Raw genomic sequence first — 26,215 nt, 5'->3', positions numbered from 1 at the left:
CGAGCCTTGAATCAAGGTAAGAAAAACCAGGTGCGCCCGCCGCGGGCGCGGAGCGCAGGTCAACGTTGCAGATTGGCGCGCTCCTCATCCGTCAGTTGCCGGCTCGCCGCCGGCGGCAGATTGCCGCCACCACCCAGCACGCGGATCACACTGCGCGGGTTGTAGCTGACCGGTGTGCCCGACTTGCCGTCGGGCACATCGCTGTTGCTGTTGTTGCTGCCGCCGCTTGCCGGCTCGTTGCCGAAGCCCAGCACCCGGACCGTGAACACCGACGGCAGGGCCTGCCGCGCCGCCGCGCGCTCGCGCTGCATCGCGTCCTGCGCCGCCACGCTTGCCTGCGAGGCCGCGGCACTGGCGTTGGTGAGCGCACCCACGTTCACCGATGCCACCACCGGCAGGCCGGCCGACTCGCCCTTGACCTGGATGTTGGCCGCGTTCACCACCTGCTGTGCCGCGACATTGACGTTGCCTGACACCCGGATGCCAGCCTCGCCCGCATCGATGGTGCCCAGCGGCGCGATCAGGTCGACGTCGCCCGGCGGCACCTCGGGGATCGGCGCCAGTGTGGCAATGCCCGCGCCCGAGCTCGGCGCCTGCGGGGAAATCTCGACGTTGCCCAGGTTGTCGTACACCAGCTTCGGCGGCGTGAACAGCACCGTGGTCTTCGAGCCGCGCCCCGCGTTGATGTCGCCCTTCTCGGACCAGGCAAAGATGTCGCCGCCGAAGGTCGTCATGATGCGCGACAGGCCCAGCAGCAGGCTGCCTTCGCTGAAGAGGCGGATGTCGCCCTGGCCCTGCGTCATGACGCCCGACGTGGCCGGCGGCACGGCGCCCTGCACGCCCACGATGATCCTGCCGCCCGGCGCCAGCATCTCGATGTCGCCGCCGAAATTGGTGCGCACGCCCGAGCCGCCGAACATGGTGATGTCGCCGCTGCGCGCGATCTCCTTGCCGGCCGCGTCACGGTCGGGGAACAGCGTGGCGATCATTTCGCGGCCGCGCAGGTACGAACCCGAACGGCTGCTGGCGGGGTTGTTGTACTCGCGGCCGCCTTCGCGCAGCTCGGCGTAGTAGACCTCGCGCAGGAAGATGCGCTGCTGCTCCGGCGCCAGCGCGTCGAAGTACGCCAGGGCCTCGGCGGCGCTGCCGCCTGCAAAGCCGTAGCGCGCCTTCAGCCATGCGGCGAGTTCCGCTTCGTAGGTCTTGGCGGCCTTGCCCGGCTGGCCGGCCAGCGGCGTCGCGGCATCGGCGAGTCTCGACGGATCGAGATAGCGCGCGCGGATTGCCGACATGTCCAGCCCGGCATTGGCGGCCGAAGCGCCGACGCCCGCCATCAGCGCGACGGAAGCGCCCGGCCGGGTGTCGCCCGGCACGACGGGGCCCGCCGAGGTGATGCCGCCGCGATCTTCCTGCAGCAGGTTGCGCCCGGCCGTGACCTCCAGCGTGCCGGGGCCGCCGACGTCGAAGTTCGCGTAGAGGATGTCGCGGCCGGCGGAGACGATCGATACGTCGTCGGGGTTGCCGTGCACGACCAGGTTGCCGCGAACGGAGGAGCCTTCGATGGCGCCGATGTTGCTCACGCCCGGTGCATCGCCGGTGTTGACGATGTCGCGCCCCGCCTTGATCCGGACCGGCGCCGCAGCGTTGTACAAGGTCCCGCTGCTGTTGAAGAGCGTGACGGTCTCGCCCGTCTTCAACCCGATGATGTCGCCCTCGGCCGCATAGAAGCGGATCGGCGACGCGCCTGCCGCATTGGCCAATGACGACGACACCGTGTTCGGCCCAAAGGCGAAGATCGTCCGGTTGAAGGCTGTGCCGAATCCCAGCGCATGGCCGTCCGCGGCTGCGTTGGTGACCACGATCCCCGAACTGTCGTAGGGCAGCCCCACGAACGCAGGACGGAACGGCGTCGGCAAGGCAGCGGCGTCGGCGCCCGACCTGCTGATCCCGTAGAGCCCCGCGTAGATCGAATCCCGCGCGAGCAGCTGCAGGTCGCCCGTCGGTGAAGGCGCGAGCGTGAGGCTGGCGGCCAGGAGCTCGGGGTTCCGGGTCGCCGAAGTCAGCGTTGCGTAGCCATAGTAGAGGCTGCCCGACAGCGCGGCGGCACGGAAGATCGACGGATAGACGATCCACCCGTCTTCCGACGAGGTCTGGACGCGGCCGTCCAGGGCGCTGCGCAACGAAGTCGGCGTCAGGTTGCCGCCAGCGGCCGCCAGGTTGATCGCGCTGCGATCGGTCCAGAGCGTGAACCATCCGTTGCCACCTCCGTTGTAGGAAGCACCGCCAACAGCGTAGGCCGAGCTGTTGGCGATCGCGCCACGGCCCGGATCGGCGGCATTGCCGAGCACCAGGTCGCCGCGGGCATCGAGGTACATCGCCGTGTCGCCGGGCACGAGATTGATGCCGCCGCGTGCGTCCGCGGTGGTCGCCGCGAAGGGATCCTTGCCGCGCGGATCGACGATGTCGTTGGCCATGATGGTGTCGGACTGCAGGCCGAGACTGCCGATCGATGCGGCGCCGACTTGCGTCTGGCCCCGCAGATTGGCGATGGCGCCTGTCAGCACCTGCTTCTCGCGCCCGCCGCTGAGGCCGCGCTGCGGGTTGAGCGCGCCGGCCACGCGCATGTCGATGTCGCCGCCGCCCGTCAATGCAAGCGTGCCGTCGGCCGCCACGCGGCCGGTGCTGCCGACCGCGATCACTAGGCCTTCGCTGCGATCCTGCGCGGTATTCGTTCCGGAACTCTGGCTGCCGCGCAAGCCGATCGCGCCCGCATCGCCTCCCACGCGAATCCGGATGTCGCCGCCGCCGAGCGCACCGATGCCGGTGAAGCCGACCAGTGGCGGCGCGCTGTCGATGCCGCCGTCGGCGGCTCGCGTGTAGGTGCCGAAGTTGATCCACCACGACGTCGGGATCGGCGTGTCGATCGCCGCAGTGCCCGAGCCCTGGCGCCAGAGCCAGCTTCCCGGCAGCACGCTCGAGGCCTGCGAGCCCGCGATGTCGCCGACGAGGTTGCCGCCGGCGGCAATCAGCACGTTGCCGCCCTGGTCGGGGTACCAGGCGCGGTAGGTTGCCAGGCTGCTGCCGTAGTCGATCAGCGGCGAATACGCGCCCAGCACGCTGCCGTCCGCATCCCTTGCGCGCGGCTGGTTGTACGCCGCGTCGACCGCGGTCGAGGTGCCGGCGGTGTAGATGCCGAACAGCGAGTCGGTGCGGATATCGCCCGCGGCCACCAGCTCCAGGTCGCCGGTGCCGGTGCGCACCACGCTGGGCGCGGAGGCAGCGGGCTTGCTGCCGGTGATGCCGGGCTGGCCACCACTGTCGTTGCACAGGCTGGGCTCGAGGTCGCACCAGAACAGCTCCGACGGATCGACCGGCGTGCCTTCGTCGTAGCCGAACCAGTTGTCCTTCGCCCAGACCTTGCCTCCTCCGCCGACGATCCCCGTGGTGAACGTCGACAGCTGATGCGAATCGGCCAGCCTGATCGCGGCCTTCGACAAAGGATTGACCGCGCGCCGGTCGGCCGAGCCCATGTCGGCCCCGGCCACCAGCTGCACGTCCCACGAAGTGGCGCCCTCGCCGAGCATCGGCGCGACCGCCCAGTTGCGGCCCTGCACGCCATTCGATTCGGGCCGCAGGTTGATCGGCTGGTCGCCCGGCAGTTCGAGCAGCGTCATCGACGGGATCAACGACCCGCGCGCCAGTTGCAGCGGATTGGCAAGGCTCATGGCGACCGGCAGCGCCACGCCCTTGGGCCAGGTCAGCGCACCCACCGCCGCCTCGGCGCGCAGCGTCGTGCCCGCACCGAGCCGCATGCCGGCCTGGAGCGATACACCCGCCGCCAGCACGGAGCCTGCGCTGTAGGCAATCGAACCGTCGGCGTTGTAGACATTGGCGCCCACCACCGTGCCCGCAGGCAGGTTCAGCGCGCCCGCGAGCACCGCATCCACCGGCAGCACGGTGCCTGCCGGCAGCCTCGCCCCGGCGATGGGAATGGCGTAGTTGAGCTTCGCGCCGGCGGGGAAACGCGTGCCGGTGTCGAGCATCACGCCATCGATTGGCACGACCACATCGGCGCCGAAGGGCGTGGGGCCGGTCCTGCCGAAGCTGTCGGTCGTCTCGGCGAGCACCCATCCCTTGTCGTCGGGCGTGGCCGCGGGCGGCGCGAAGCCGTCGTTGATGCTGCCGTGGATGTTCAGGTCGCCAGCGGCGCGGATCGACAGCACGCCCGGCTCGCCGAAGCCGCGCCGCGCGGGGTCGGCACGGTTGGCATCCGGGCCGTAGCGGTAGCCCGAGAGATCGATGTCGCCCAGGACCGTGAGGGTGCCGTTCGGATTGATGCTGGCGTTGCTCACGATCTCGACGCCCGGGCGCAGGCGCCAGCCATCGAGGCCCGCGAGGCGGGAAGTGAGTGCGGTGTTGGCCAGCGCCGCGTCGACGAACGCGCCGCTTTCGACGTCGATGCCATCGAGATAGGCCTGCGTGATGAGCTGCGGCTGATAGCCCGAAACGTCGGGCAGCCCGGCCAGCGGCGCGTCGTCGTAGCTGCGGAAGGCATTGACGGCGATGGTCTTCGCACCCTGGATGAGCGGCCGGCCCTCGACCGTGAGCGCGACATCGTTCGCGCCGGTTCCGCTGCCGCCCGCGCCACCGCCGCCGGTACGCCGGGCATTGAGGTCGAGCGTGCCGCGCGCGCGGCCGTCGTTGAGGCCGGGGCCGCTACCCATGGGCACGTCGGTGCCGGCACGCAGGTCGATGCGCGCGTTGCTGCCTAGCGTGAGCATGCCGTCGCGGCTGGTCAGATCGACGATGGCACGGTTGGGGCTGTCGATGATCTTGCCGTAGCTGTCCACGCGCAGCCCCGTGGCGTGCGCGTCCAGCGTGCCGTCCACGCGCAGGTCGCCCCGGGCGGCGAGCCGGATCGTGCCGACCTGCTCGCCGCTCGCGTCGATCCGGCCGTCCACGCGCAGGCTGCCGCCGTCGAGCACGATCGTCACCTCGCGCGCCTTCACGCCGTCGCCCACCGTCAGGTCGCCCTGCTTGATCTGGAAACGGCGCGCGCCGAACACGCTGCCCGCATTGAGGCGTTGGTTGAGACCCGCGAAGTCGGCCACGGTCTGCGCCCGCACGGTCAGCTCGCCCGCGCCGTAGGGGACGAGCGTGCCGCCGGCGTCGTAGCGGCCGCTGCTGCTGCCGCGCAGTTCGCCGCCGAGATCGACACGGCCGGCGCCGGCGCCAAGCGCGCTCGCCTCCACCGTGCCGGCGCGCTCGTTGACCGCCGAGACGTCGATCACGCCGCCCGCCGCCTGCACGATGTTGCCCGCGGCGCTCGACAACACGAGGTCGCCGCCCCAGCTGTACTTGTCGACGTCGAACAGCGCGACCTTGCGGCCGGAGAGATCGATGCGCGAGGCCGCGCCCAGCACGATGTCCTCCGTGGCCGACAGCACCAGCCGGCCCGAAGGCAGCACCACGTTGCCGTCGACGTCGATGCGCCGGCCCTTCAGTTCCAGCGTGGCGCCCAGCGCGTCGCCGGAGGCTGCAGCGCCCTGCGACGCGGCGGCGATGTCGATGGCGCCACCGGCCTCGATGCGCATCGTGGAAGCCGCGTCTCCGGTGAGCAGCGGCGTGCCGATGTGCAGGTTACCGCCCTCGCGGGCATAGCCCTCGCCGGGGGTGTAGGCCCCCTGCCGTTCGAACACGGCCAGCGTGCCCTTGCCATTCGAGGTGACCTTCTCGCTGGCGTTGAGCCGCACATCCGAAAAACCCAGCGCGAGCCGTGCGTCGGGAATGGCGTTGTCCGGCTTCGAATTCGGCCCTTGGCCCAGCACGATGGAGCGCGCCGAAATGTCGAGCGTGCCGGCACCCAGGAGGTCGCCCATCGGCGCGCCGGGTACGGCCTCGGTGCCGGTCCAGACGAATTCGCCGGCGCGGATCGCGGCGACATCGCCTGCCGCCCCGTAGCCATAGATCGCCGGCGTGCCGAGCATGAGACGGTCGAGGCGTGAGGCGTCGAGGTCCACTGCGCCGAAGATGTTCACCGCATCGCGCGCGTTGAGCACGAGCGTCTCCAGCGCTGGCGCGCCGGTGGCGGTGTTGCCGGCCAGCAGCCGGTCGAGCCGCGCCTGGTTGAGCTCCAGGCCACGCGGCAGGTGCCCCGCGGCGCTTGCGGCGGCAATGCTCGCGTCCTCGCCGAAATTGACCGCGGCGAGCGCCAGCACGAGATTGCGCGTGCCGTACGAGACGTTGTCGGCCAGCGTCAGCGTGCCGTCGGTGGCGACGGCGATCGTGCCCTCCGACAGCAGCGTGGTCGTGCCGCTGCAGGACGCGCTCACGCACCGGCCGATGTCGATGGCGCCGTTGCCGGCCACGCCGTTGCTCGGCACCGCAAGCTGCAGGTTGAACCAACCGTTGGACAGGGCGAGCACGCCGCTGCCCTGGAACAGGTATCCGTCGCTCGAATCGAAGCTCGCACGGCCCCGGCCGATGGTGCTCAACGATGCGCCTTCCTCGATCGTGAGCGAGTTGCCCACGAGGACGATGTCGGAAGCCGAGAGTCGGGCACCGCTGCGCACTGTCAGGGCGCCTTCGCCCTGGATGTCGGCGATGCGGCCGCGCTGCCCGTAGGTGGTCACGATGCGGCCATTCAGCATCAGCCGCGGCGCGGCGAGACGGTTCAGCTCCGCGTCGTGCACGGAAGCTCCTGGCAGGTCAGCGGTTGCGGGCTGGCCCTCGGCCAGCACCTCGCTGAGGTTGCTCACGCTGACAGTTCCACCGAAGCCCTGCGTACCGGCCTCGGCCGCGAGCCGGGCCTCGCCATTGAACGTGAGCCCCGTGCGCACGGCGTCGTCGCTCTTCGGCTTGTCCAGGAAGATGTCGAGCGACTTCGCGTCCGAGGTCAGCATGCCGCGCATGAAGCCGTACCGCGCCGCATCGGCCAGCACGAAGCTGTTGTAGTCGGTCTCGTTGTAGCTCGCGTAGGTGCGCACCTTGTTGGCCGGCGTGACGACGATGCGGTTCGGCATCGCCTCCCGGATCGAGGTATTGGCCACGCCGAGGTAGCCGGCCGCCACGTAGGTGCCGTTGCCGACGGCGGTGGCTGGCAGGCCGGCATCGCCGGGCCGGCCAGCCGCGCCGATTTCCACCCGGAACGCACCGGGCATTAGCGCGTAGTTCGACGGCATCAGGGTGTAGGTGCCGGCGGGCAGGCCCGGCACGCCGGGCGGGATCGTCACCTGCTGGCCGATGCCGGGCGCGCCGAAGCCTGAATCGGGCGCGACCGGCGCATAGCGTGCGGCGCTGCCGGGCACGATCGCATAGACGGCATTGCCTGCGCTGCTGTAGCCGTTGGCCGGGTTGGCATTGGCAAGCGGCGTGGACAGGATGTCCACCGAGCCGCCGCGCCCCGCGGTGAACCCCGCGCCGCTGAGCGTGCCGCCGCCGGACAGATCGAGGACCGCGCCCGGCTGCGCATTGACGTGGCGGGCAGACAGCCCGATCCCGTGCAGGTTGCTGTCGAAGCTTTCCGGCGTCACCTGCTTGCCGGCATAGAGATAGCTCAGGCCATCCACCGTGCCGCCATAGGGCATTTGCAGGCCCGCCGCGCTCACCGAGGTGATGCTGCCCGGCAGCAGGACCACGCGCTCCGTCTTCAGGCTGGGTTTGCTGCCCTCCGTTCCCAGGGTCAACCGACCCAGCGGGGCGCGCACGATGCCGCCTTGCTCGACGGTTTCGGCGCTCAGGGTGAGGGTGCCGAATACAGAGTCGGGCATGGCGACATCGCCACTGCCGCTGCGCCGGATGGAGAGCACGCTGCCCGGTGCATAGCCCGAGACGCTGTTGACCGGATCCGGCAGGCGATAGCCAGCCGTGATCGCGGCGCTCGCGCCCGTCGCCGGATAGATCTGGGCCGCCGTGAGCGTGAGGTTGCCGGGCGTTGCCAGCTCGGTGGTGACCGAGCCCGACAGGCCACGCGAAGGCAACCCCGACAGCAGGCGGATGTCGCCGCTGCTGGCGATGTCGATGTCCGCGAAGCCGCGGCGACCCACGGTGTACGAACTGCTGCGCAGGTTGATGTCCGCATTGACACCGAAGCCCACCCGGTCGCGCACGTCGATCAGGTCGGCCTGCACCGAGAAGCTGCCGTCGGCCGACTGTTGCGAAGGCCCCTTGCCCCAGATGGCCGAGGGCAGGGTCATGCCGTCGCCGGAGGGGATGCGCGTCACCCCTGCGAGGCGCACGTATGGCGCCGCGAGCGATACCGTCGACCCCGCGGCCGCGTTCTCTCCGTGCGCGTAGCTGCCCGCGTACAGGCGCAGGCTTTCTCCCATGTGCAGGCTCACGTCGCCATCGAAGCTCAGCGGGCCGTGCACCAGCATCGAGAGGTTGTCGAAGCCGCCGGCCTCGATGCGATCGACGCCGATGCGCGCGCTTCCGGTCAGCAATTGCTTCTTCGCATCGGACTGGCCTTGCGCCGCCGCGATGGGGCTCTCGCCCTGCGTCTGCGCAAGCACCAGTTCGCGATGACGCAGCAAGTTGCCGCTGGTCGTCGCCGTGGGATAGCTCGCCGATTCGAGTGCCAGCGCGAGCGTGCCGCCCGCGGCGCCCTCGCCACCCGACGCCGCGCGCAGCGTGCCGTCCAGGTACAGGCCATGGTCGGACTTGAGAATGATCGAGCCGCCACTGCTGTTCACCGCGATAGGGCTCGCCGCGCGGCCACCGCCGTCGAGCATCGCGCTGGTGCCCGATGCATCGAGCAGCGCGCCGGGCCGCACGACGATGAAGGCTTCCGCCGCGCTGGCCTCGCCGGTCTTCTCCCAGTCCAGCGTTCCACCGATGCTGATCGTTCCGCCATCGGCCACGCGGCCGTAGAGCCGGCCGAGGGTGTCGCGCGCGGTCGCGGCGCGCGCCGCGACGTCGAGAACCGCGCTGTCACCGATCCACACCAGGCCGGGCGTGCCGGCGGTCCCGTTGCGGGGACGGTCGATCGCGATCGTGCCGGAGGGCGCACTGAGCCTGCCATCGACCGTGACATCGCGCCCCAGCAACGTGATCGACTGGCCAGGATCGACCTCTATCGCCGCGCCGGACCGCACATCGACCGGACCGCCGGCAACCAGCGCCGTGCCTGAGCCCGCCGTCGATTGCAGCACCAGGCTGGCACCGCCGCGCTGCGTGAGCACGCCACTGCGCGGGTCTTCGGCCCACAGCGGTGGGGTCCAGCGCTCCAGCATCTCACGCGGATCGCTGCCAGTGGCGAAGGTTCGCGCCGAATCGGCCACGCGATAGACCGGCATGCGCACGTCGAGGTGCGCGTTGTCGGCCACGACGACGCCCAGCCGGCCGTTGATGTCGTAGCGGGCAAAGCCCGACTGGAGCAGGGAGGGATCGACAGACAGGCCGGCCCGCACGGTCACCGGCTGGTTGAACACCGCGCCGGCCGCCACGCGGGAGCCGCTCGTGAGCGTGAAATCGGCGGGCGCGATATTGCCTGCGGCGACCGTCACCGTTTCGGGCAGGATCATGATGCCGTTCGGGAAGACGTTGGCCGGAACCACGTAGCTCGACGGGAAGGCCTCTGCGCCAAAGCTGCTGGTGATGATGAAGCCCGCCGGTAGCGTGGGTCGCGTGCCTTGCGAGGTCACATCGAAGAACATGGGCACGCCATTCAAGGTCCCGCTCACGCGGTAGCCCCCGGAGCCGGTGGCGTAGGGCGGCGTCCAGTCTGCGGCAAGGGTCAGGGCATAGATGCCCGCGCCGAATTGCGGCATCGTCCCGATGGCCTCTCCGGGGTTCGCACGCAGGCGCTCATACCTGTAGTCTGTCGGCAGGACTTCTCCCGCCCGCACCTGGTAGTCCTGCAGCAGGATCAGGTCGGTGGTTGCCGATACCCCTGTGCCCAGCGTGCCGTCGATGCCCGGTGTCTGGCCGCCGACGGCAATGGCCGTGCCCGATGCGATGCGCAACGTACCGCCGCCGTTGACCCCGTAGCCGCGGATGTCGCCGTCGATCGTGAGAAGACCATGCGTCGACGGTGCCGCGAACTGCATGTCCGCAAGCAAGGTGACATCGCCGCCACGGCCTCCGCGTGTCTTGCCATTGGCCAGCACCGCCGCGCCCGACGACACATCGATCGCCGTGCCCGCCTGCAAGCTCAGGTCGCCGGTGGTGCGGATGTCGACCCGGCCGCCATCGAGAAAAGGCAGGCCGCGAATGTCGGACGGGTCGCTCTGCAAATTGGTCCACAGGCCGCGCGCGTCGAGCACGGCATCCTTGGCGATGACGACCCTGACCGGCTTGTCGCCAAAGGCGGGCATGTCGCCTTCGAGCGCGCGGCCGGTGGCGCTGTCGACCTGCGTCCTCACATTGCCCAGCGCAATGCTGCCGCCGCGTGCCGAGAGGTTCGCGTTCACGTCCACCTGCGGCGCATGCAGCGCAATGCTGCCGCCCGGAACGACCGACAGCGCGCCATCCACCGTCACGTTGTCCCTACCCGCCGCGAGCAACGCACCCAGACCCCAGCCGTTCAGCCGTTCGCTGTCGATGTACAGCGCGTCGCGGCTTGCTTGCGGCAGCGGCCCGCCAGGCGCCAGGCCCGCGCTCATGTCAGGCTGGTCGGTTCCGAACACGATGCGGTCCAGTGTCGGCGCCAAGTTGTGGAACACGCCGGTAGGTCCGTTCTTCGAGTCGTTGTTGAATGCCGTGGCATAGCTGCCCAGCACCAGTTGCCCCGCCAGCGCTGCCGCGTTGTGCGACTGCGCGTAGCCGTCCAGTCCCTCGTCGCGCTTCGTGGCCTGCCCCGGTCCCTGGTACGCCACGGCCGTCACGTCGCCTTCCAGCACCGCCGCCTGCGTCGACACAACCAGTCGCCCCGCATCGCGACCCACGGTGTAGCCGTTGTCCATCCGCTGCTGCGGCCCGATCAGCGGGTTGTAGAAGTAGCCGGTGGTCTTGTCGCCCCAGCGCTTGTGGGCGTCTTCATAGCCCTTGTAGAGCCCCGTGTAGACAATGTCCGCCGGCGCGTTCGACACCTCGTACAGCCGCCCATCCGCACCTTTGAGCCAACTCTGGCGGATCATCCCGGTCTGCACGTCCAGCGTGCCGCCCGAGATGTTGATGTTGGAGCCCGTCTGCGTGACCAGCTCCGCACCCGAGAACACCACGCTGCCACCCTGCGCGGCCCATTCGCCGGCGGTGTGGCCCTGCAGGCCCAGGTAGCCGCCCACCTCCAGCAGGCCACCCGGGGTGTACCAGCGCTCGGTGTCGTAGCCGCCCACGCCGGCGGCCACGCGCAGCAGCTTGCGCCGGTCGATCCACACGTTGCTGTTGTTCAGCATCGTGGTGTCCCGGTTCAGCGGCGCATCGCGCTGCTCGTTGCCCTGGATGTTGATCTGAACGTTGTTGGAGGCCATGGCCACCTGCACGCCAACGGCGCCGGAGACGTCCAGCCGCGCGCCATTGGCCACGGTGCTGCGTCCGGTGCCGGAGCCCGAGGTGCCGCCCGCGCTCACGGCGATCTGCCCGCCGGTGGCCAGAGTGGTGGAGCCGCCCTCGAACAGCACGCTGCCGCCCGAGACGATCTCGATGCGCGACTGGTCGCGCCGGTCGTCCAGGCGCGCGAGGTTGTCGAAAGCGTCGGCCGCGGCAATGCGCCGGGCCAGGTCCTGCCTGGCCGATTCGGCGATCAGTGCATCGCGCTGGCTGTTCAGTGCAGTACGGCCGTTCTGGTCGTCGATCAGCACCGCGTTCACGGCCCGCGCGGTGGTGGTGACGCTGCCCCGCGTGTCGCCGGCCGAGTTCAGCAGATGGATCGTGCCGCGCGCGTCCACGGTAGTGGTGGCGACGGCGACGCCGTCCTGCACCACCTTGCGCCCCGCCAGCGTGATGTCGCCCTCGGGGGCCTGCAGCACGCCAGTGTTGATTACCTGGCCGGCCGTGCTGTCGGGGTTGAACTGGGGCGCGACCTCGTTGCCGCGCGTGGTGGAAGCCTGGTTGGAGGCGGTGCCTTGGCCGGCGCGCACGATGAAGAAGTCACCGGCGGCCATCTGCACCTGCCCGCGCGGGGTGGTGATGGTGCCGGCGTTGTTCACCTCCTTGCCAAGCAGCAAGGCATAGCCGCCGCCCTGTTTGACGGAGGTGGGGGCGGTGGTGTTGATGCGCGCACCCGCCTCGACCTTCACCGCGCCGCCGGCATCGGTGAAGCTGGGGACGTAGGCGCCGTTCTCCTGGGCGCTGTAGATGCCGCGGGCCTTGAACTGGTCGTCGCCGATCTTCGCGGCCGCGGCCACGAGGTTGCGGGTGTCGACCTGCGCCGAGCCCGAGAACACGATGCCGTTGCGGTTGGCGATGAGCACGGTGCCATCGGCCTTGATCTGGCCCTGGATCTGGCTGGGACGCGCCTGCGGGTCGTTGACGCGGTTGAGCACGGCCCAATCGGCCTGCTGCTTGAAGTCGACAGTCGTGCGCTTGCCGACGTTGAAGGTTTCCCAGTTGAGGATGGCGCGGTCGCCGGTCTGCTGGATGGTGACGTTGGTGCGCCCGTCAGCCTGCTGCGACTGCTGCGGGGCGTTGGCGTTGAGCCAGCCGGCGGTGAGGCTGTTGGTGTCGACGCGCAGGCCGCCATCGGCCAGGCCGTCGGGCACCGAAGACGGGTCGCTCTGCGCGGCGCGCCGCGCCGCGTCCTGGGCAGCTTGCTGGGCGGCGATGGCCTGGGCAGCGATGTTGAGATTGCCCAGCGAGCGTTGCAACTGCTGGCTGGCCTGCTGCTGTTGCGCAGCAGGGTTGGTCAGCGTGGACGCGGGCAGGCCGTTGGGCAGGCGGCCGGTGGCCATGGCCTCGCTCTGCGCCATGTTCTTCTGGGCCATCCAGCCGGCGCTGAAGGCGCGCTGCTGCGCATAGGCGTTGCCGCCCGCCACGCTGCAGGCAGCGAGCAGCAGCGCAACAGCGCGTGCAAGAGGGTCGAGGGGGGCGAAAAGGGCAATTGCCGCAGAGGGCGTTCCGCCCGGGCCGCGACGGCGTGCGCGGCGCGATCCCGCAGCAGAAGAACGCGAACGAAGGGAGTGCGGATTCAGGACCATGATTGCCCGGGGCGATGCTGCGTAGGGAAGACGTCGGAAGAAGTGCCGCGCCCTGGGGCGGCGGCGCGGCGGGAAACGGTTCGCGTGCCACTTGCGCGGCGTGGCCTTCGCGGCGCGCGCTGCGCCGCGGCGCACGCGGCCGGCAACAGGGCCCGCCACAGCGCGAGGGCTTCGCGCCATGCCTGTGCATGCACGGCACTGCGGCCGCACCAGACCTGCAACGCGAACGCCTCCGCCTCGCTGGCGCGGCGCCGGTTCAGGCGTACGAGCCAGTCGAACGCTTCGCCGAGGCAGGCGTCGTGTCCTGCGGTGGGGCGATCGTCACGGGGTGTCGGTTCCATACCCCATGACGAGCCTGCGCGCGACAACCCGTAAATTATTTGAAGCCGAGGCGGTGCAGCTTCGGGCCTCGCAGCACGCAGGCAACCGGCGCGCGCTGCTTCTTCAACTCAGCACCACGATGCCGCCCGGCAGGCTGCGCATGCGGGCGCCATACAGTTCGTGGATCATCGCCGGCGCGTTGTCGATGCTGCGCAGCGCGATCTGCATGCGCACCTGCGTGCGGCCCAGTTCGTCGTTGCGCAGGAAGATCTTGCCCGGCCGATAGCGGTTGATCTCGGCGATCACCTCCGAGAGCTGCATGCGGTCGAAGGACAGCACGCCGGTGCGCCACGCGCCCACTCCCGCCAAGTCGGCCCCTACCGGCTCCTGCATGCCGGACTTGTCGTAGAAGAGCTGGCTGCCTTGCTCGAGCATCCGGCGCTGTCCGGCCACCGACACCGTCACGCGGCCTTCGAGGCAGGTCACGCACACCTGCGGTCCGGTGTAGCGCACGTTGATGCGCGCAACGCGCGCCTGCAGCCGCCCACCGCCCGCATCGACGAAGAAGCTGGCCGAGCCGTCCAGCGCGATCTCGGCCTCGCCTGCCACCAGTTCCAGGCCGACAGTCTCCGCACCAGCGCCACCGCCCGTGCCGACCCGGTTGATGACGGTCTGCGTGTTCATCTGCACGTTGACATCCCGGCCCAGCGCGAGCTGCCGTTGTTCGCCAGTGCCCGTGCGGTAGTCGGCGGCCAGCTCTTCCACCGAAGGCCACAGCCCGAGCGGCGGATACACCGCCACCACGCCCGCGGTGACCGAGGCCGCCACCGCGCCCCCCAGGAAGGCACGGCGCCCCGGCGATTGCAGCGCATGCGACATGCCTTGCCATGAGAAAAGGCGCGCCGGCTTGCGCGCCGGCAGCGCCAGCCGCGCGGCCTCTTCGGCCAGCAGCGGATCGAGCGACGACCACACGCGCATGGTTTCGCGCCACGCCTGGGCGTGCGCGGCACTGCGCGTTGCCCACTGGCGGAACGCATCGGCGTCGGCGCGCGTGGCTTCGCCCGAATGCAGGCGCATCCACCAGGCCTGGGCCTGGTGCTGCAGCGAGCCGAGCTCGGTTTCCGTAGGGGACATGGCGTTCATCAGTATCTTCTCGGGCCGCTGAAGTGTCCACGCTGGGCCGCCTCCACATGCGGCAGATGCTTCTTGCAGTATTCGAGCGCGGCGCGCAGCTCTTTCTCGACGGTGCTCAGCGACACGCCCATGTGCTGCGCGATCTCGCTGTTGAGCCGCCCGTCCACCCGCGCCGCCACCAGGATGGCGCGGCGCCGCGCGGGCATGCGTGCGAGCACGTGGCTCAATGCGTCGACGTCGCTGCGTGCGCTCGCAATGCGCTCGGGGTCGGCCGTCTCGTCGACGATGTGCACCAGCGCATCGATCTCGCCGCGCACCAGCAGCGCGTTGTCCTGCCGGTAGCGGTCGACGGCGATGTTGGCGGCCATGCGCAGCAGATAGGCATCGGGGTTGTGCACCACGTTCGCATTCATCGCGTTCGGCGCGTTCGCTTCGCCCGCGGAGGTTGCCAAGCGCAGCCAGGTCTCCTGCATCGCGTCGGCCGCGTCATCGCGCGAACCGACGATGCGCTCCAGCTTGCCGCGCAGCTCGGCATAGCGTGCGACCACGCGCGCACGAAGGCTGGCCGAGAGGCTCTGCCCTTCGTTCATGGCGCACGTCCGATCGCGCCCAGCGGCGGGCAGGCCGGCTCCGTGTCCGGGCCCTCCGGCAGAAGCAGAATCACGAGCGGTTGCGGCAACGACGGCGGCGGCGGGCTGCCTACCGAAAGCGTGCGCACTTTGCGCAGCACCGCGGCATCGCGGCTGGTCTTGCCGGTCGTGCTCAGCAGGCGAAAGCGCTCCGCCATGCCGTGCCCGTCCAGTCGCAGCTGCAGCGCGAGGCGATAGCCGCCCGGGCGCGTTTCGGCCGCATCGCACAGCGAAGCGCGCAGGGCCTGCTGTACCTGGGCTGCATAGGACTGGTGCAAGACTTCTCCTCCCTGAAAACCCGATTCCTCGTACGCCGACGCATCGCCCCCCGGCGTTGCTGCAGCAGTGCCGGACGCACGTGCGGCCCGGATCACCACCGACGATGCCGTCGCATAACGCGCCTCCAACCCCGTGCCGGCCAGCATCGTCTCGAGGGCCTGCAGCGCGGTGAAGGTGCCGAGCACTGCATTCGCCGGGCGCTGCGCCTGCTCGCCGTCGAGCAGAACGTCGAGCCCCGTGAGACGGCTGTAGACATCGATGGCATCGCCGAGCCTCTGCGCGGCAATGTCGAATTCGATCTGTACGGCGGACGATGCCGCCGTCGCTGTTGTTGTTATGGATGCCGAACGCGCCGGCTGTGCTTGCGCGCCGCGCGGATCGGGCAACGTGGCCAATCCGGCCAGACACCAGGCCAGTGTCAGCACACTGACCGATGTCGATTTCGCTGTCATACCGGGTAGGCGCACAGGCCACAGAGTTGCCGCATCTGCCGGACGACCGAAGCCGCCCCGACAGACCGTGGACTACGTTAGCGAGTGGTAGTGACGTTCCCATGACATTTGCAAACTGGCATTGACACTGCAGGATCGCGGCTCGCATGCACAGGCAGAAGCCCCGAGGGCTCGGACCACGCTTGGGCGCGGTCGTCGTCCTCGGGGCTGCCTGGGCGACCGGGCTGCCGCGGTGGGCAGTCCGGTCGCAAGTGGCGAACCGACGCGCGATCAGTTCGTCAGCGGACGGCCGACGGTGTTGCAGACGTTGGGGTTGCCGATGGCCAGCGAGCTGGTCGAGGTCAGGAAGCTGTCGACGATCTTCTGCTTCCAGTTGTTGCCACCGGGGTTCGGCAGCGGCAGCGGAGCGGGCAGATTGACCATCTGGTGAGCCGTGATCGCGGCGTCGTATGCAGTGCCGGTCAGGTTGGTCACGACGTCCTTGATGCGCTGCGTGATCACCGGATCCTTGTAGCACTGGTTCACGATCAGGTTGGTCGTGCCGAAGATCGGGTACTGCGTGCTCGACAGCACATAGGGCGGCACCCACGACAGCGGGTTGTTGGCGGCCGTCGTGCCGGCGGTCGGCAGGGCTTGCGTGGCGAGCGCTGCGCGGATCGAGGTGTCGACTGGCAGGAAGCCGTTGATCTTCGAGATCAGCGTGGTGGCGCCCGGGTTGTAGACCGAATCGGGGCTCAGGTAGCCGATGCGGCCGTCCACAGCCATCGCAGCAGCCATGCCGCTGCTGCCGGTGACGGATTGCCAGTTGGCCGGGATCGTGCCGACTTCACCGGCGACGACCGCGGTGAAGGTGCTCGACACTGCGAAGTTGGAGCCGGACGGGTTGCAGGCAGCCACCAGGTAGCGGGCCAGCAGTTCCGTGGTACCGCTGCTCTCGCCGCGATATGCCACGCTGACTGGCGTGGTGTCGCTAGTGCCGAGCACCTGGCCCCAGGTCTGGCCGCCGGTCTTGTTGCCGTAGATGGCGCACATCTGGGCATTCGTCAGGTTCAGTGCGGTCACGCCGGTGCGCTTGAAGGGCACGAGCACGGCGGTGCCTGCGAACGGGATCTGGATCAGGCGCCCCCAGGCCGAGAGGTGCGCGCTGTTGTAGTTCGCCAGTTCGGTCGTCGACAGGGCGGAATCGCTGCCGGCGAAGTGCACGGACTGCGAGGCGCCCCATGCCGGCGTGCCGGTCACCGATTCGTTCTTGAACGCGGTGGCGTTGTTGTTGATGAACGCAGTCTTGCCGCCGCCGCTGCCGGTGCCGGTGTAGCTGTAGTTCAGGTTGCCGACGCCGCTGGGCAGGATCTGGTCGTAAAGCACTTCCGGCAGGGTCGCACCACCACCCACCGCGATTTGAGCTGAGGCTGCACCAGCAGCCAGAAGACCCGCCACCATCACGGTCGCCATGGCGACCGGCTTGAACATTGCACGCATTGGGAAACTCCTTTGCATTGACCAAAAAAGAATTGAGCTGCCAGAGACAGGGTGGTCTGTCGATCGAACCTTCCTGCCTCTTCGCTACCTGTGCCGCCTCTGTGGCGACGCTTTTGATCTTGCTTTTCGCGAGTGACAGCAGGCGGAAAAAAGCTCGGGAACTCGGCCACAAAAACTCCCGAACACGCCGCGCTTTTTGCGCGCGATGTTCGGGAGCTTTGTTCAGCGGACCATCTGGTTGATCTCCATGATCGGCATCAGCACGGCGAGCACGATCACCATCACCACGCCTCCCATGCCGACGATCATCAGCGGCTCGAGCATCGTGGTCAGCCGCATGGCGCGACGCTCCAGATCTCGGGAGAGGTTCTGCGCCGCACGCTCGAACATGGCCGCCAGCGCGCCCGTCTTCTCGCCGCTGGCCACCAGATGCACGAGGTTCGACGGAAAAATCTTCTGCGCTTTCAGCGCCGCGGCGAGCGGCGTGCCCTCCTTCACGCGGCCCGTGGCTTCGAGCACGCAGCGCCTGATCCATTCGTTGCCCAGCGTCTGCCGCGCGGCCTCGAGCGCACGCAGCAGGGGCACGCCTGCATCCATCAGGATCGACAGCGTGGACGCGAAGCGCGCGGTGTCCACGCCCAGCGCATAGCGGCCCACCAGCGGCATGCGCAACACCAGCCCATGCCAGCGCAGCCGCCGGGCCTCGTCGCGCAGCGAGGCACGGCCCAATGCCCAAGCACCCGCCGTCATGCCAGCAGTGAGCCAGCCCCATTCACGAACGAAAGCACTCGCGGCCAGCATGGCCCGCGTGATCGCGGGCAGTTCCTGGCGCGCCTGCGCGAAGGCGCCGATGACCTGCGGCACCACATAGCCCAGCAGGAACACCACGATGCACAGCGACACGAAGCCGACGATGGCTGGATAGATGAAGGCCGTGAGCACCTTGCTGCGCAGGCTGTCGCGGTTTTCCAGGTAGTCGGCCAGCCGCTCCATCACGCGCGCGAGATCGCCCGAGTCTTCGCCCGCGCTGACCAGTGCGCGGTAGATCTGCGGAAAGTCGCGCGGCCGTTCGCCCAGCGCATCGGCCAGCCGCATGCCGGCACGCACGCCGTCGCACACCGCGCTCAGCGCATCGCCCACGTGCTTGCGTTCGGCCTGCTCGATGGTGGCGACCAGCGCGGCCTCCAGCGTGAGCCGCGCGCCCAGCAGGCTCGCGAGTTCGCGCGTGGCCCAGCACAAGTCGGCCGCGCCCAGCCTGGGCTGGAGCCAGGCCAGCGCGCCGCCGCTGCCGGCTGCTTCGTGGATGTCGAGCGGCGTGAGCCCGCGCTCGCGCAGTTGCGCCCGCACCGCGCGCGCGGATTCGCCCTCGGTGGTGCCGCGCTGGATGTCACCGTTGCCGCTCGCGGCCTCGAACTCGAAGCGTGCCATTTCGCGCCTCCTATGCGTCGCGCGTCACGCGCATGATCTCCTCGGCGGTGGTCACGCCCTCGCGCACCCAGCGCTGGCCGTCCTCGCGCATGGAGCGCATGCCGTGCCTCACCGCCGCCGCACGCATGGCCTGCTCGTCGCCGCCTTCGTGGATCAGGCGCCGGATGTCGTCGTGCACCACGAACAGCTCGTGAATGCCGGTGCGGCCCTTGAAGCCGGAGTTGCCGCAGGCAGGACAGCCCACCGGCGCGTAGACGACGCTGCCATCGGGCTGTGGCCGCGGCACCTTGCACGCGGGGCAGAGGCGGCGCACCAGCCGCTGCGCCAGCACGCCCAGCAGCGAAGACGACAACAGAAAAGGCTCGATGCCCATGTCGCTCATACGCGTGACGGCGGAGACCGCGTCGTTGGTGTGCAGCGAGGCCAGCACGCCATGGCCGGTGAGCGAAGACTGCACCGCGATCTGCGCGGTCTCGAGGTCGCGGATCTCGCCGATCATGATGTTGTCCGGGTCTTGCCGCAGCGCCGCGCGCAATGCCGCGCCAAAGGTCATGCCGATCTTGGCGTGCACCGGGATCTGGCCGATGCCGGGCAGGTCGTACTCCACCGGATCTTCCACCGTGAGGATGTTGCTCGTGCTCAGGTCGAGCTGGCCGAGCGCCGCATACAGCGTGGTGGTCTTGCCGCTGCCGGTGGGGCCCGTGACCAGCACGATGCCGTGCGGCTGGCGCACCAGCCTCGTGAGCTCGGCCAGCGTGTCGCTCGCCATACCCAGGCGTTCGAGCTGCAGGCGCCCGGCGTCTTTTTCGAGCAGGCGCAGCACCGCGCGCTCGCCGTGCGCGGTGGGCACGGTGGACACGCGCACGTCGATCGGCCGGCCGCCCACCCGCAGCGTGATGCGCCCGTCCTGCGGCAGCCGCTTTTCGGCAATGTCGAGCTGCGACATGATCTTGATGCGCGAGATCAGCGCCGCGTGCAGCGCCTTGCGCGGCGCCACCACGTCGCGCAGCGTGCCGTCGACGCGAAAGCGCACCACCGAATGGGTCTCGAAGGATTCGAGATGCACGTCGCTGGCACCGTCGCGTGCGGCCTGCGTGAGCAGGGCGTTGATCATGCGGATGACCGGCGCATCGTCCTGCGCATCGAGCAGGTCGGTGATGGCGGGAATGTCCTGCATCAGGCGGTCGAGATCGACCTGCTGCTCCACCGCGCCGACCACCGAGGCGGCGTCGCCGGTGTCGGCATAGCTGCTGGCCAGCAGCGCGTCCATCTCGGCCTCGCCGACCTGCTGCAGCGGCAGTTCGCCCAGCAGGCGGCGGGCTTCGGCCACGGCCCAGCCCGGCGTGCGCGGGCACACGACGATGCACACGGCGCCTCCGCCCTCACTCCCACTCTCGGCCTGCACAACGATGCGCTGGCTGCGGGCCCAGGCATGCGGCAGCGCGGCGTGCGTGGTGACGGCGTTCAAGGCGACCCCACCAGCTCCGGCCGGTAGCCCAGCTCGCGCAGCACGGTGATGGCGTTGTCCACCGCCTGCGGATCGCGTGCGATGTCGGCTCGCACCAGGTTGCCCTCCCCGCCCGGTCCGCCCACGATGTAGGCCCCGATGCCGCTGATGCGTACCCGCTTGACGATGCTCACCGCATCCTGCTCGGCCTTCACGTCGGCGATCTGCACCACGGTGACCTTGTCGTTGGCACCGCCGTAGAGCGTGGCGGGGTCTGAATCCAGCGTCACGCCTGCCGGCAGCTGCGAGCGCAGCACGGGCGGCGGCGGCGCCAGCTCGGCCGGCGACTGGCGCACCGCGCTGGCCGAGGCGGTGGGCGGCGGCGGCTGCTCGCGCGTGCGGTCCCAGTTCTGCGGGCGCAGGTCGACCTCAGGCGCGCGGCCCACGGTGGGAATGCCCGAAGGAGGCAATGCGGGCCCGCCCACGTCGGGCAACAGGCCGTGCGCCACGGGCCGGACACGCCCTTGCTGCATGCGCATGAAGTTGTAGCGGTCGAGCGTGAGGCCGCGGCTCGCGTTCGCGTCGCGGATTACGTAGGGCCGCAGAAACACCATCAGGTTGGTCTTGACCCGCTGGCGCTTGTCGTAGCGAAACAGGTTGCCAACCACCGGCAGCGAGCCGAGACCGGGCACGGACTCGGTGCCGTTGGACACACTGTCCTCCATCAGCCCGCCGAGCACCATGATCTGCCCGTCGTCGACCAGGATGCTGGTGTCGAGCGCCCGCTTGTTGGTAACGATGCCGGCCGCACCCGAGGTCTGCTCGTCGATGCTGGAAACCTCCTGGTAGATGTCGAGCTTGACCGTGCCGCCCTCGGAAATCTGCGGGCGGATGTTGAGCTTCAGGCCGATGTCCTCGCGCTGGATGGTCTGGAAGGGGTTGGTGCTGCTGTTGCCGTTGGTGATGTACTGCCCGCTCACGAAGGGCACGGTCTTGCCAACGATGATGGAGGCCGGCTCGTTGTCCAGTGTCAGGATGTTGGGCGTGGAGAGGATGTTGGCGCCGTCCTTGTTCTGCAACGCGCGCGCGAGCATCTTGAGGTTGAGCACTTCGCCCACGCCCGGCAGCTTGACGGTGCCGTCGACGAAGCCGATGTTCAGGCCCCGGGGCATCGCGTCGATGGTGTTCTGTGCGTTCGCATTGAGCACGGCCGAACCGAAGTTGGTGCCGGCCTGCACCCGCCCGTTGCTGCCGCCCGCCATCCACTGGATGCCCAGCTCGGAGGCGTCGCGCTCGGTCACCTCGACGATCAGGCTTTCGACCAGCACCTGCGCGCGCCGCTGGTCGAGCATGTCGATCACGCGGCGAAGGCTGCGGTACATCGGCTCCGGTGCGGCAATGATCAGCGTGTTGGTGGTGGCGTCGGCCTGCACCGTGACGCCGCCCGCCGAGAAGGCGGTGGAACTGCTGCCGCCCGCTGCGCCTGTCGTGCCGGTACCGCGCAGGCCACCAGTGGCAGTTGCGCTGCCGGTGGCGCCTGTCGTGCCGCCCGTGCCGGTGCTGCGGTTGGCCGTGCTGTTCGCCGTGCCGCCGCTTCCGTTGTTCGCGTTTCCCGCGCCACCGAGCATGCCGCCTGCGCCCAGGGCCGCGCGCACCGAACCACTGCCGGTGGCCGATGCGTCCGGCGATTCGCCCGTCAGCAGCCCGCGCAGCACCCCCGCCAGGCGTACCGCCTGTGCATTGCGCAGGTAGACCACGTAGAGATTGCCCGGGTCGCTCTGCGCGCTTTCTAGCTTGGCGATCAGCTCTCGCGCGAGCGAGGTGCGCCCCGGGCTGCTCGAACGGATGATGATGCTGTTGGAGCGCGGATCGGCCAGCACCACGATGTCGCGCTTGCCCTTCTCGCCGCTGCCTTCGAGCAGTTCGGTGGCGAGCGCGGCGATGTCCACGGCCACGCCGTTGCGCAGCTTGACGACCTCGGAGTCGAGCGAGGTCGGGGTGTCGATGCTTTCGATGATGCGGGCGAGGCGCTCGAGGTTCTCGATGTGATCGGTCACCACCAGCGTGTTGTTGGCCGGATAGGCCGTGATGGTGTTCTCGGCCGCGATCAGCGGCTTGAGCACCGGCACCATCGCTTCGGCGTTCTCGTAGTTGAGGCGGAAGGTGCGCGTCGCCATGCCGCCGCCGGGGTTGCGCGTATTGACCGAGCCGCCTTGCAGCTTTGCGTCGGCCGCGGGCACGACGCGGCTCACCTCGCCCACGTCGACGATCACGAAGCCGCGCATGCGCAACGCCGACGACAGCATGTTGTAGGCCGTGGCCGAGGACACCTCGCCTTCCGACACGAGCGTGACCTGCCCCTTGACGCGCGGATCGAAGAGGAAGGTGCGGCCCAGGAAACGGGCCAGGGCCGAGACCACGGACGTGATGTCCGCATCGACGAAGTTCAGGACCACCTTCTCGTCCTTGCCGGCGCTGGCGGCCTGCGGCGTTGCCGCCGCGCGGCCCGCGGGCGGCGCAGCGCCTGCTGCGAAGCTGCACAGCCCGATGCAGCACGCCACGGTCCATCGGCGCATCGCTGCGCCCTTTAGCTCTCGAGTCACGGGCCATCCTTGTAGAGTTGGGTGGACTGCAGGTCCACCACGCCGCGCACCAGCCCTTGCGGGCCCGGGGCGGCTTCTGCGGCGCTGTCCGCGCGATCGAGGACAGCGCCGGTCACTTCGATGTCGCTGCGGGCGGATACCGCCAGCAACCACGAGAAAACCTTGTCCGCAGGTGCGGGCTCCGCGAACTCGATGCGCCATGCTTTCACGGGCGGTGTGCTGCCGGCACTCGCCGGTGCATCGGCCACCACGACCTGGATCCGGTAGAGCCCCTGCATGCCCGCACGGTCGAGTCCGGCCTGCGGCGATTCGCTCGGGCCAGCTCCGCCACCGCGCGCGGCGGGAACGCCTGCCAGCAGCCTGTCGAGCTCGGTCGACTGGGCCCGCATCTTCGGCAGCTCCTGCTGCCAGCGGGCGACGGTATCGAGCGCCGGCCGCGTCAGCACCAGCCACAGGAAGGCCAGCGTCACCAGGAGCGCGGCGATGCCCACGGCCAGACGATCGCGTGCGGACAGCGCGCGCCACCGGGCCATGCCTTCGCGCATCGATTGCTGCAGCGGGCGCAGGTGATCGAGAAGGGTCACCGCGCGTCCTTCTGGCGAGGGGCCGATGGTGCGGCCGGCTCGCTGCTTGCCAGCGCCGCCGTCATGCGCAACGCACCCGCATCGCTCGCAACGACCAGGCCCTGCTCCTTGGCCTGCGTCTGCAGCGCCAGCAACGCCTCGGCATTCGGCGCCGCGCCGTCGCGCCAGCGGATGCGCAGTTCTCCCGCCGTGTAGCGCAGCCCCTGAACCTGCCCGGCCGGGGCCTGCGCCAGCCAGCTTGCAGCCGCGCGCGAGAGCCCGGCGTAGTCGCCGCTGGCCGCGGCCTGCGGTGCACCCGCCGCGCGCGCCTCCAGTTGCTGGCGCGCCTGCTGCAAGGGGTTGACGACCACCGGCACGTCGGGAAAGGCGGCCTTGACCCGCGCGGCCATCTGCCGCTTCAGCGCCTGGCCCTGTGTCGCCAGCCGGGCTGCGTAAACGTTCAGCCCCGTCAGCCACACGGCGATGGCGATGACTGCCCAGCCGACGACAGGCCGTACCAGCGCAGCGCCGACAACGGCACTGCCGGCGGCCGATTCGCCCGCCTGCAAGGACCAGCCCCAGCCCTCGCCCGACCAGCGCGCCGAGGCGTCGCCTTCATCGTCATCGCCGGCCCATTGCACGGGCGGCAGCGCCGCATCGTTGCCTGCGCACGTCGCGAGACCGGCCCCGCAGTCCGTGCCTTCCGGCAGCCATTGCGCGAAGCCCTGGCTGCGCCCGTTGCGCACGACCAGCCAGCGGTCGACACGGCAGGCCGTCCAGCCTTCGGCCGGGCACGACAGGAAGGCAGCAGGAAGCTGCAGTTCGCGCACCGCCAGGCCATGCCGGCGCAACAGGTCCAGCCAACCGTGCATCGCAGGCTGGCCGATCCATGCCGCGGGCACGCTGCCATCGGGCGCGCGCGGGCCGAAGCCCGTCACCAGCGTGTCCAGTGGCTGCAGGGCGCAGGGCTCGATGGCGCCGAGCACGGCCGCGCGCAGGCGCCGGCCCGACAGCGGCGGCAAGGCAAAGCTGGCCATCGGCACGTCGCCGGGATGCAGGCAGGCTTCCAGCCGTTTCGGCTGGAACTCGCGGGCCACGGCATCCAGCGCGCGCGTGCCGCCGTCGTGCCACTTTCCGTCGGGTGCGCGCCAGCCGCAGCGCACCTCGACGTGCGAAGCCCCATCGCCCGGCCAGGGCGGCAACTGCAGGCGCAGCAGATCGACCTTCATACGCCCTCCCGCATCCACATCACGCGCGGCAGGGAGGCCTTGTCGTCATGCAGCAGGGCCACCTGCACGAACTGCGTGCGCCCGGTGCCCAGCACGCTGGCAACACGAAACCAGTTGCTGACCACGCCCATGCGCACGTCGACTGCATCGAGCCCGGGCAGTTGCACGCGGTTGACGAAGTCGCCGTTGTTGATGAACCACTGGCCCTTGTCTCGCGCGACCAGCAAGGCCCGCGCGCGGTCGAGCGAAAGCCCGGGCACGCCCGCGGCCACCAGTTCCGCGCGCGCTGTGTTCGCGTTGATCCACGTCCGCTCGGGCAGCACGGTCACGAAGGGCGCCAGCCTGGCGAGCAGGGCCGCATCCACGCCGGGCACGGCGAGCAGATCTTCCAGCGCGCGCAGCCGCGGCGCCTGCGCGGTGCGCGGCAGTTCCGGCGGCAGGCCCAGGCTGGTGGCCAGCTGCGCGGACTGCTCGCGGACCTCGTCGGGCACGACGCCTGAAGCCAGCTGCTGCGCATCGCCGAGGCTGAGGATGACGCGGCGCATGACGGCCTGGGCCTGCGGCGGGGGCATGCCCACCAGCGCGCAGAGCCGGGTGAACACCTCCGCCTCCACGGGGTCGATGCCCGCGTTGTCCACCAGGTTGCGCAGGTTGAACTTGCCCTGCTCGTCGGCGATTTCGCTGACCAGCAGGCCGCCATCGCCGGCCACCTGGCCCGCGGCCGGCCGCGAGAACGGCCGCGTCCACAAGCCATCGAGCCGCGTGGTCGGCTCCCGCAGGGCATCGGCGCGCAGCACGCGCTGCGCTTCGCCAATTTCCCCGCGCAGGAGCCAGCGCGCCTGCACGCGGAGCTGGTCGCCCTGCGTGGTGCGAATGAAGGCCGACTGCCTGCCCAGCAGGCTTGCGGCCAGCACCGCGATCACGGCGACGATCAACAGCGCGCTGACCACCGCCATGCCGTGCTGGTGCGCCATCGGCGCACGGCCTGTCCTGATTCGCACCGATCCGCCCACGGCAGCCACCGGCGCTACCAAGAGCCTATGTCGGCGTTGGCTTTCTCTCCGCCGGGCTCGCCATCGGCGCCCAGGGAGAACACGTCGATCTCGCCATTGGTGCCCGGATTCAGGTACTGGTAGGGGTTGCCCCACGGATCGGCCGGCAGGCGCTCCAGGTAAGTGCGCCAGTTGGCCGGCACCTTGCCGGTAGCGGGTTTTTCCACCAGCGCCCGCAGGCCCTGGGTCGAGCTCGGATAGGCGCCGTTGTCGAGGCGGTAGAGCTTCAGCGCCTGCATGATCGCGGCCACGTCCTGCCGGGCCGCCGTGGCGCGCGCCTGATCGGGCCGGTCCATCAGGCTGGGCACGATGAGCGCGGCGAGCACGCCGATGATGACGAGCACCACCATCAGTTCGATGAGGGTGAAGCCGCGTTGCAAAACGGAGGGGCGACCTGCGCGACAAGGGGCTGAACGTGCGGCCATCTTCCACTCCAAGAACAACGAAGAACATCAAAGGCAGTCAACCCGTTCATCGTGGCAGTGCCGCGTGTCAGTCCGATTGAAAATTCTCGGGAGTTCATCGG

At 69.7% G+C, this 26,215-nt stretch carries 13 protein-coding genes; all 13 read right to left on the bottom strand.

The genetic code is table 11. The features are described from left to right. Positions 1 to 59 precede the first annotated feature (59 nt). The 13 genes from NWF24_RS00060 to gspG all read right to left on the bottom strand — a co-directional run bounded on the left by NWF24_RS00060 (position 60) and on the right by gspG (position 26,114). Positions 60 to 12,911 carry a filamentous hemagglutinin family protein gene (locus NWF24_RS00060; protein ID WP_258352389.1) on the bottom strand — a complete coding sequence of 4,284 codons (12,852 nt, stop codon included), beginning with the start codon at positions 12,909 to 12,911 and terminating at the stop codon, positions 60 to 62. Positions 12,912 to 13,063: 152 nt separating this feature from the next. After that, complete coding sequence (locus NWF24_RS34245) at positions 13,064 to 13,414, bottom strand: FecR/PupR family sigma factor regulator (protein WP_375338432.1); 351 nt, start codon at positions 13,412 to 13,414, stop codon at positions 13,064 to 13,066. Between the two features lie 103 nt (positions 13,415 to 13,517). Further along, positions 13,518 to 14,528, bottom strand: coding sequence for a FecR family protein (locus NWF24_RS00055; RefSeq protein WP_258352388.1), 1,011 nt, complete (start codon positions 14,526 to 14,528; stop codon positions 13,518 to 13,520). A gap of 8 nt (positions 14,529 to 14,536) precedes the next feature. Continuing rightward, positions 14,537 to 15,118 (bottom strand): RNA polymerase sigma factor, encoded by a 582-nt coding sequence (locus tag NWF24_RS00050; RefSeq protein WP_258352387.1) that lies wholly within the window; start codon positions 15,116 to 15,118, stop codon positions 14,537 to 14,539. Further along, a complete protein-coding gene (locus NWF24_RS00045; protein ID WP_258352386.1) occupies positions 15,115 to 15,888 on the bottom strand; it encodes an STN domain-containing protein in 774 nt (257 codons plus the stop codon). The genes NWF24_RS00050 and NWF24_RS00045 overlap by 4 nt, the downstream gene beginning before the upstream one ends. Positions 15,889 to 16,158: 270 nt before the next feature. Next, a complete protein-coding gene (locus NWF24_RS00040) occupies positions 16,159 to 17,367 on the bottom strand; it encodes a substrate-binding domain-containing protein (RefSeq protein WP_258352385.1) in 1,209 nt (402 codons plus the stop codon). A gap of 222 nt (positions 17,368 to 17,589) precedes the next feature. Next, entirely contained in the window at positions 17,590 to 18,795 is a 1,206-nt protein-coding gene (gspF, locus tag NWF24_RS00035; protein WP_258352384.1) for a type II secretion system inner membrane protein GspF, read from the bottom strand. 10 nt (positions 18,796 to 18,805) lie between these two features. Further along, entirely contained in the window at positions 18,806 to 20,263 is a 1,458-nt protein-coding gene (gene gspE, locus NWF24_RS00030; RefSeq protein WP_258352383.1) for a type II secretion system ATPase GspE, read from the bottom strand. Then, positions 20,260 to 22,845, bottom strand: a complete 2,586-nt coding sequence (gene gspD / locus NWF24_RS00025) for a type II secretion system secretin GspD (RefSeq protein ID WP_258352382.1) — start codon at positions 22,843 to 22,845, stop codon at positions 20,260 to 20,262. Before gspD ends, gspE begins: the two co-directional genes overlap by 4 nt. Continuing rightward, on the bottom strand, positions 22,842 to 23,429 hold the full coding sequence (locus NWF24_RS00020; protein WP_258352381.1) for a type II secretion system protein M: 588 nt from the start codon (positions 23,427 to 23,429) through the stop codon (positions 22,842 to 22,844). The genes gspD and NWF24_RS00020 overlap by 4 nt, the downstream gene beginning before the upstream one ends. Further along, complete coding sequence (gene gspL, locus NWF24_RS00015) at positions 23,426 to 24,637, bottom strand: type II secretion system protein GspL (protein ID WP_258352380.1); 1,212 nt, start codon at positions 24,635 to 24,637, stop codon at positions 23,426 to 23,428. The genes NWF24_RS00020 and gspL overlap by 4 nt, the downstream gene beginning before the upstream one ends. Then, positions 24,634 to 25,611, bottom strand: a complete 978-nt coding sequence (gene gspK / locus NWF24_RS00010; RefSeq protein WP_258352379.1) for a type II secretion system minor pseudopilin GspK — start codon at positions 25,609 to 25,611, stop codon at positions 24,634 to 24,636. Before gspK ends, gspL begins: the two co-directional genes overlap by 4 nt. Before the next feature lie 53 nt (positions 25,612 to 25,664). Beyond that, a complete protein-coding gene (gene gspG / locus NWF24_RS00005) occupies positions 25,665 to 26,114 on the bottom strand; it encodes a type II secretion system major pseudopilin GspG (protein ID WP_258352378.1) in 450 nt (149 codons plus the stop codon). Positions 26,115 to 26,215: the final 101 nt, after the last annotated feature.

The sequence above is a fragment of the Variovorax paradoxus genome (assembly GCF_024734665.1).
In the GTDB taxonomy this organism is placed as follows: Bacteria; Pseudomonadota; Gammaproteobacteria; order Burkholderiales; family Burkholderiaceae_C; genus Variovorax.
The sequence above is the reverse complement of the archived record's forward strand: the minus strand, read 5'-3'. Positions and strand labels throughout refer to the sequence as shown.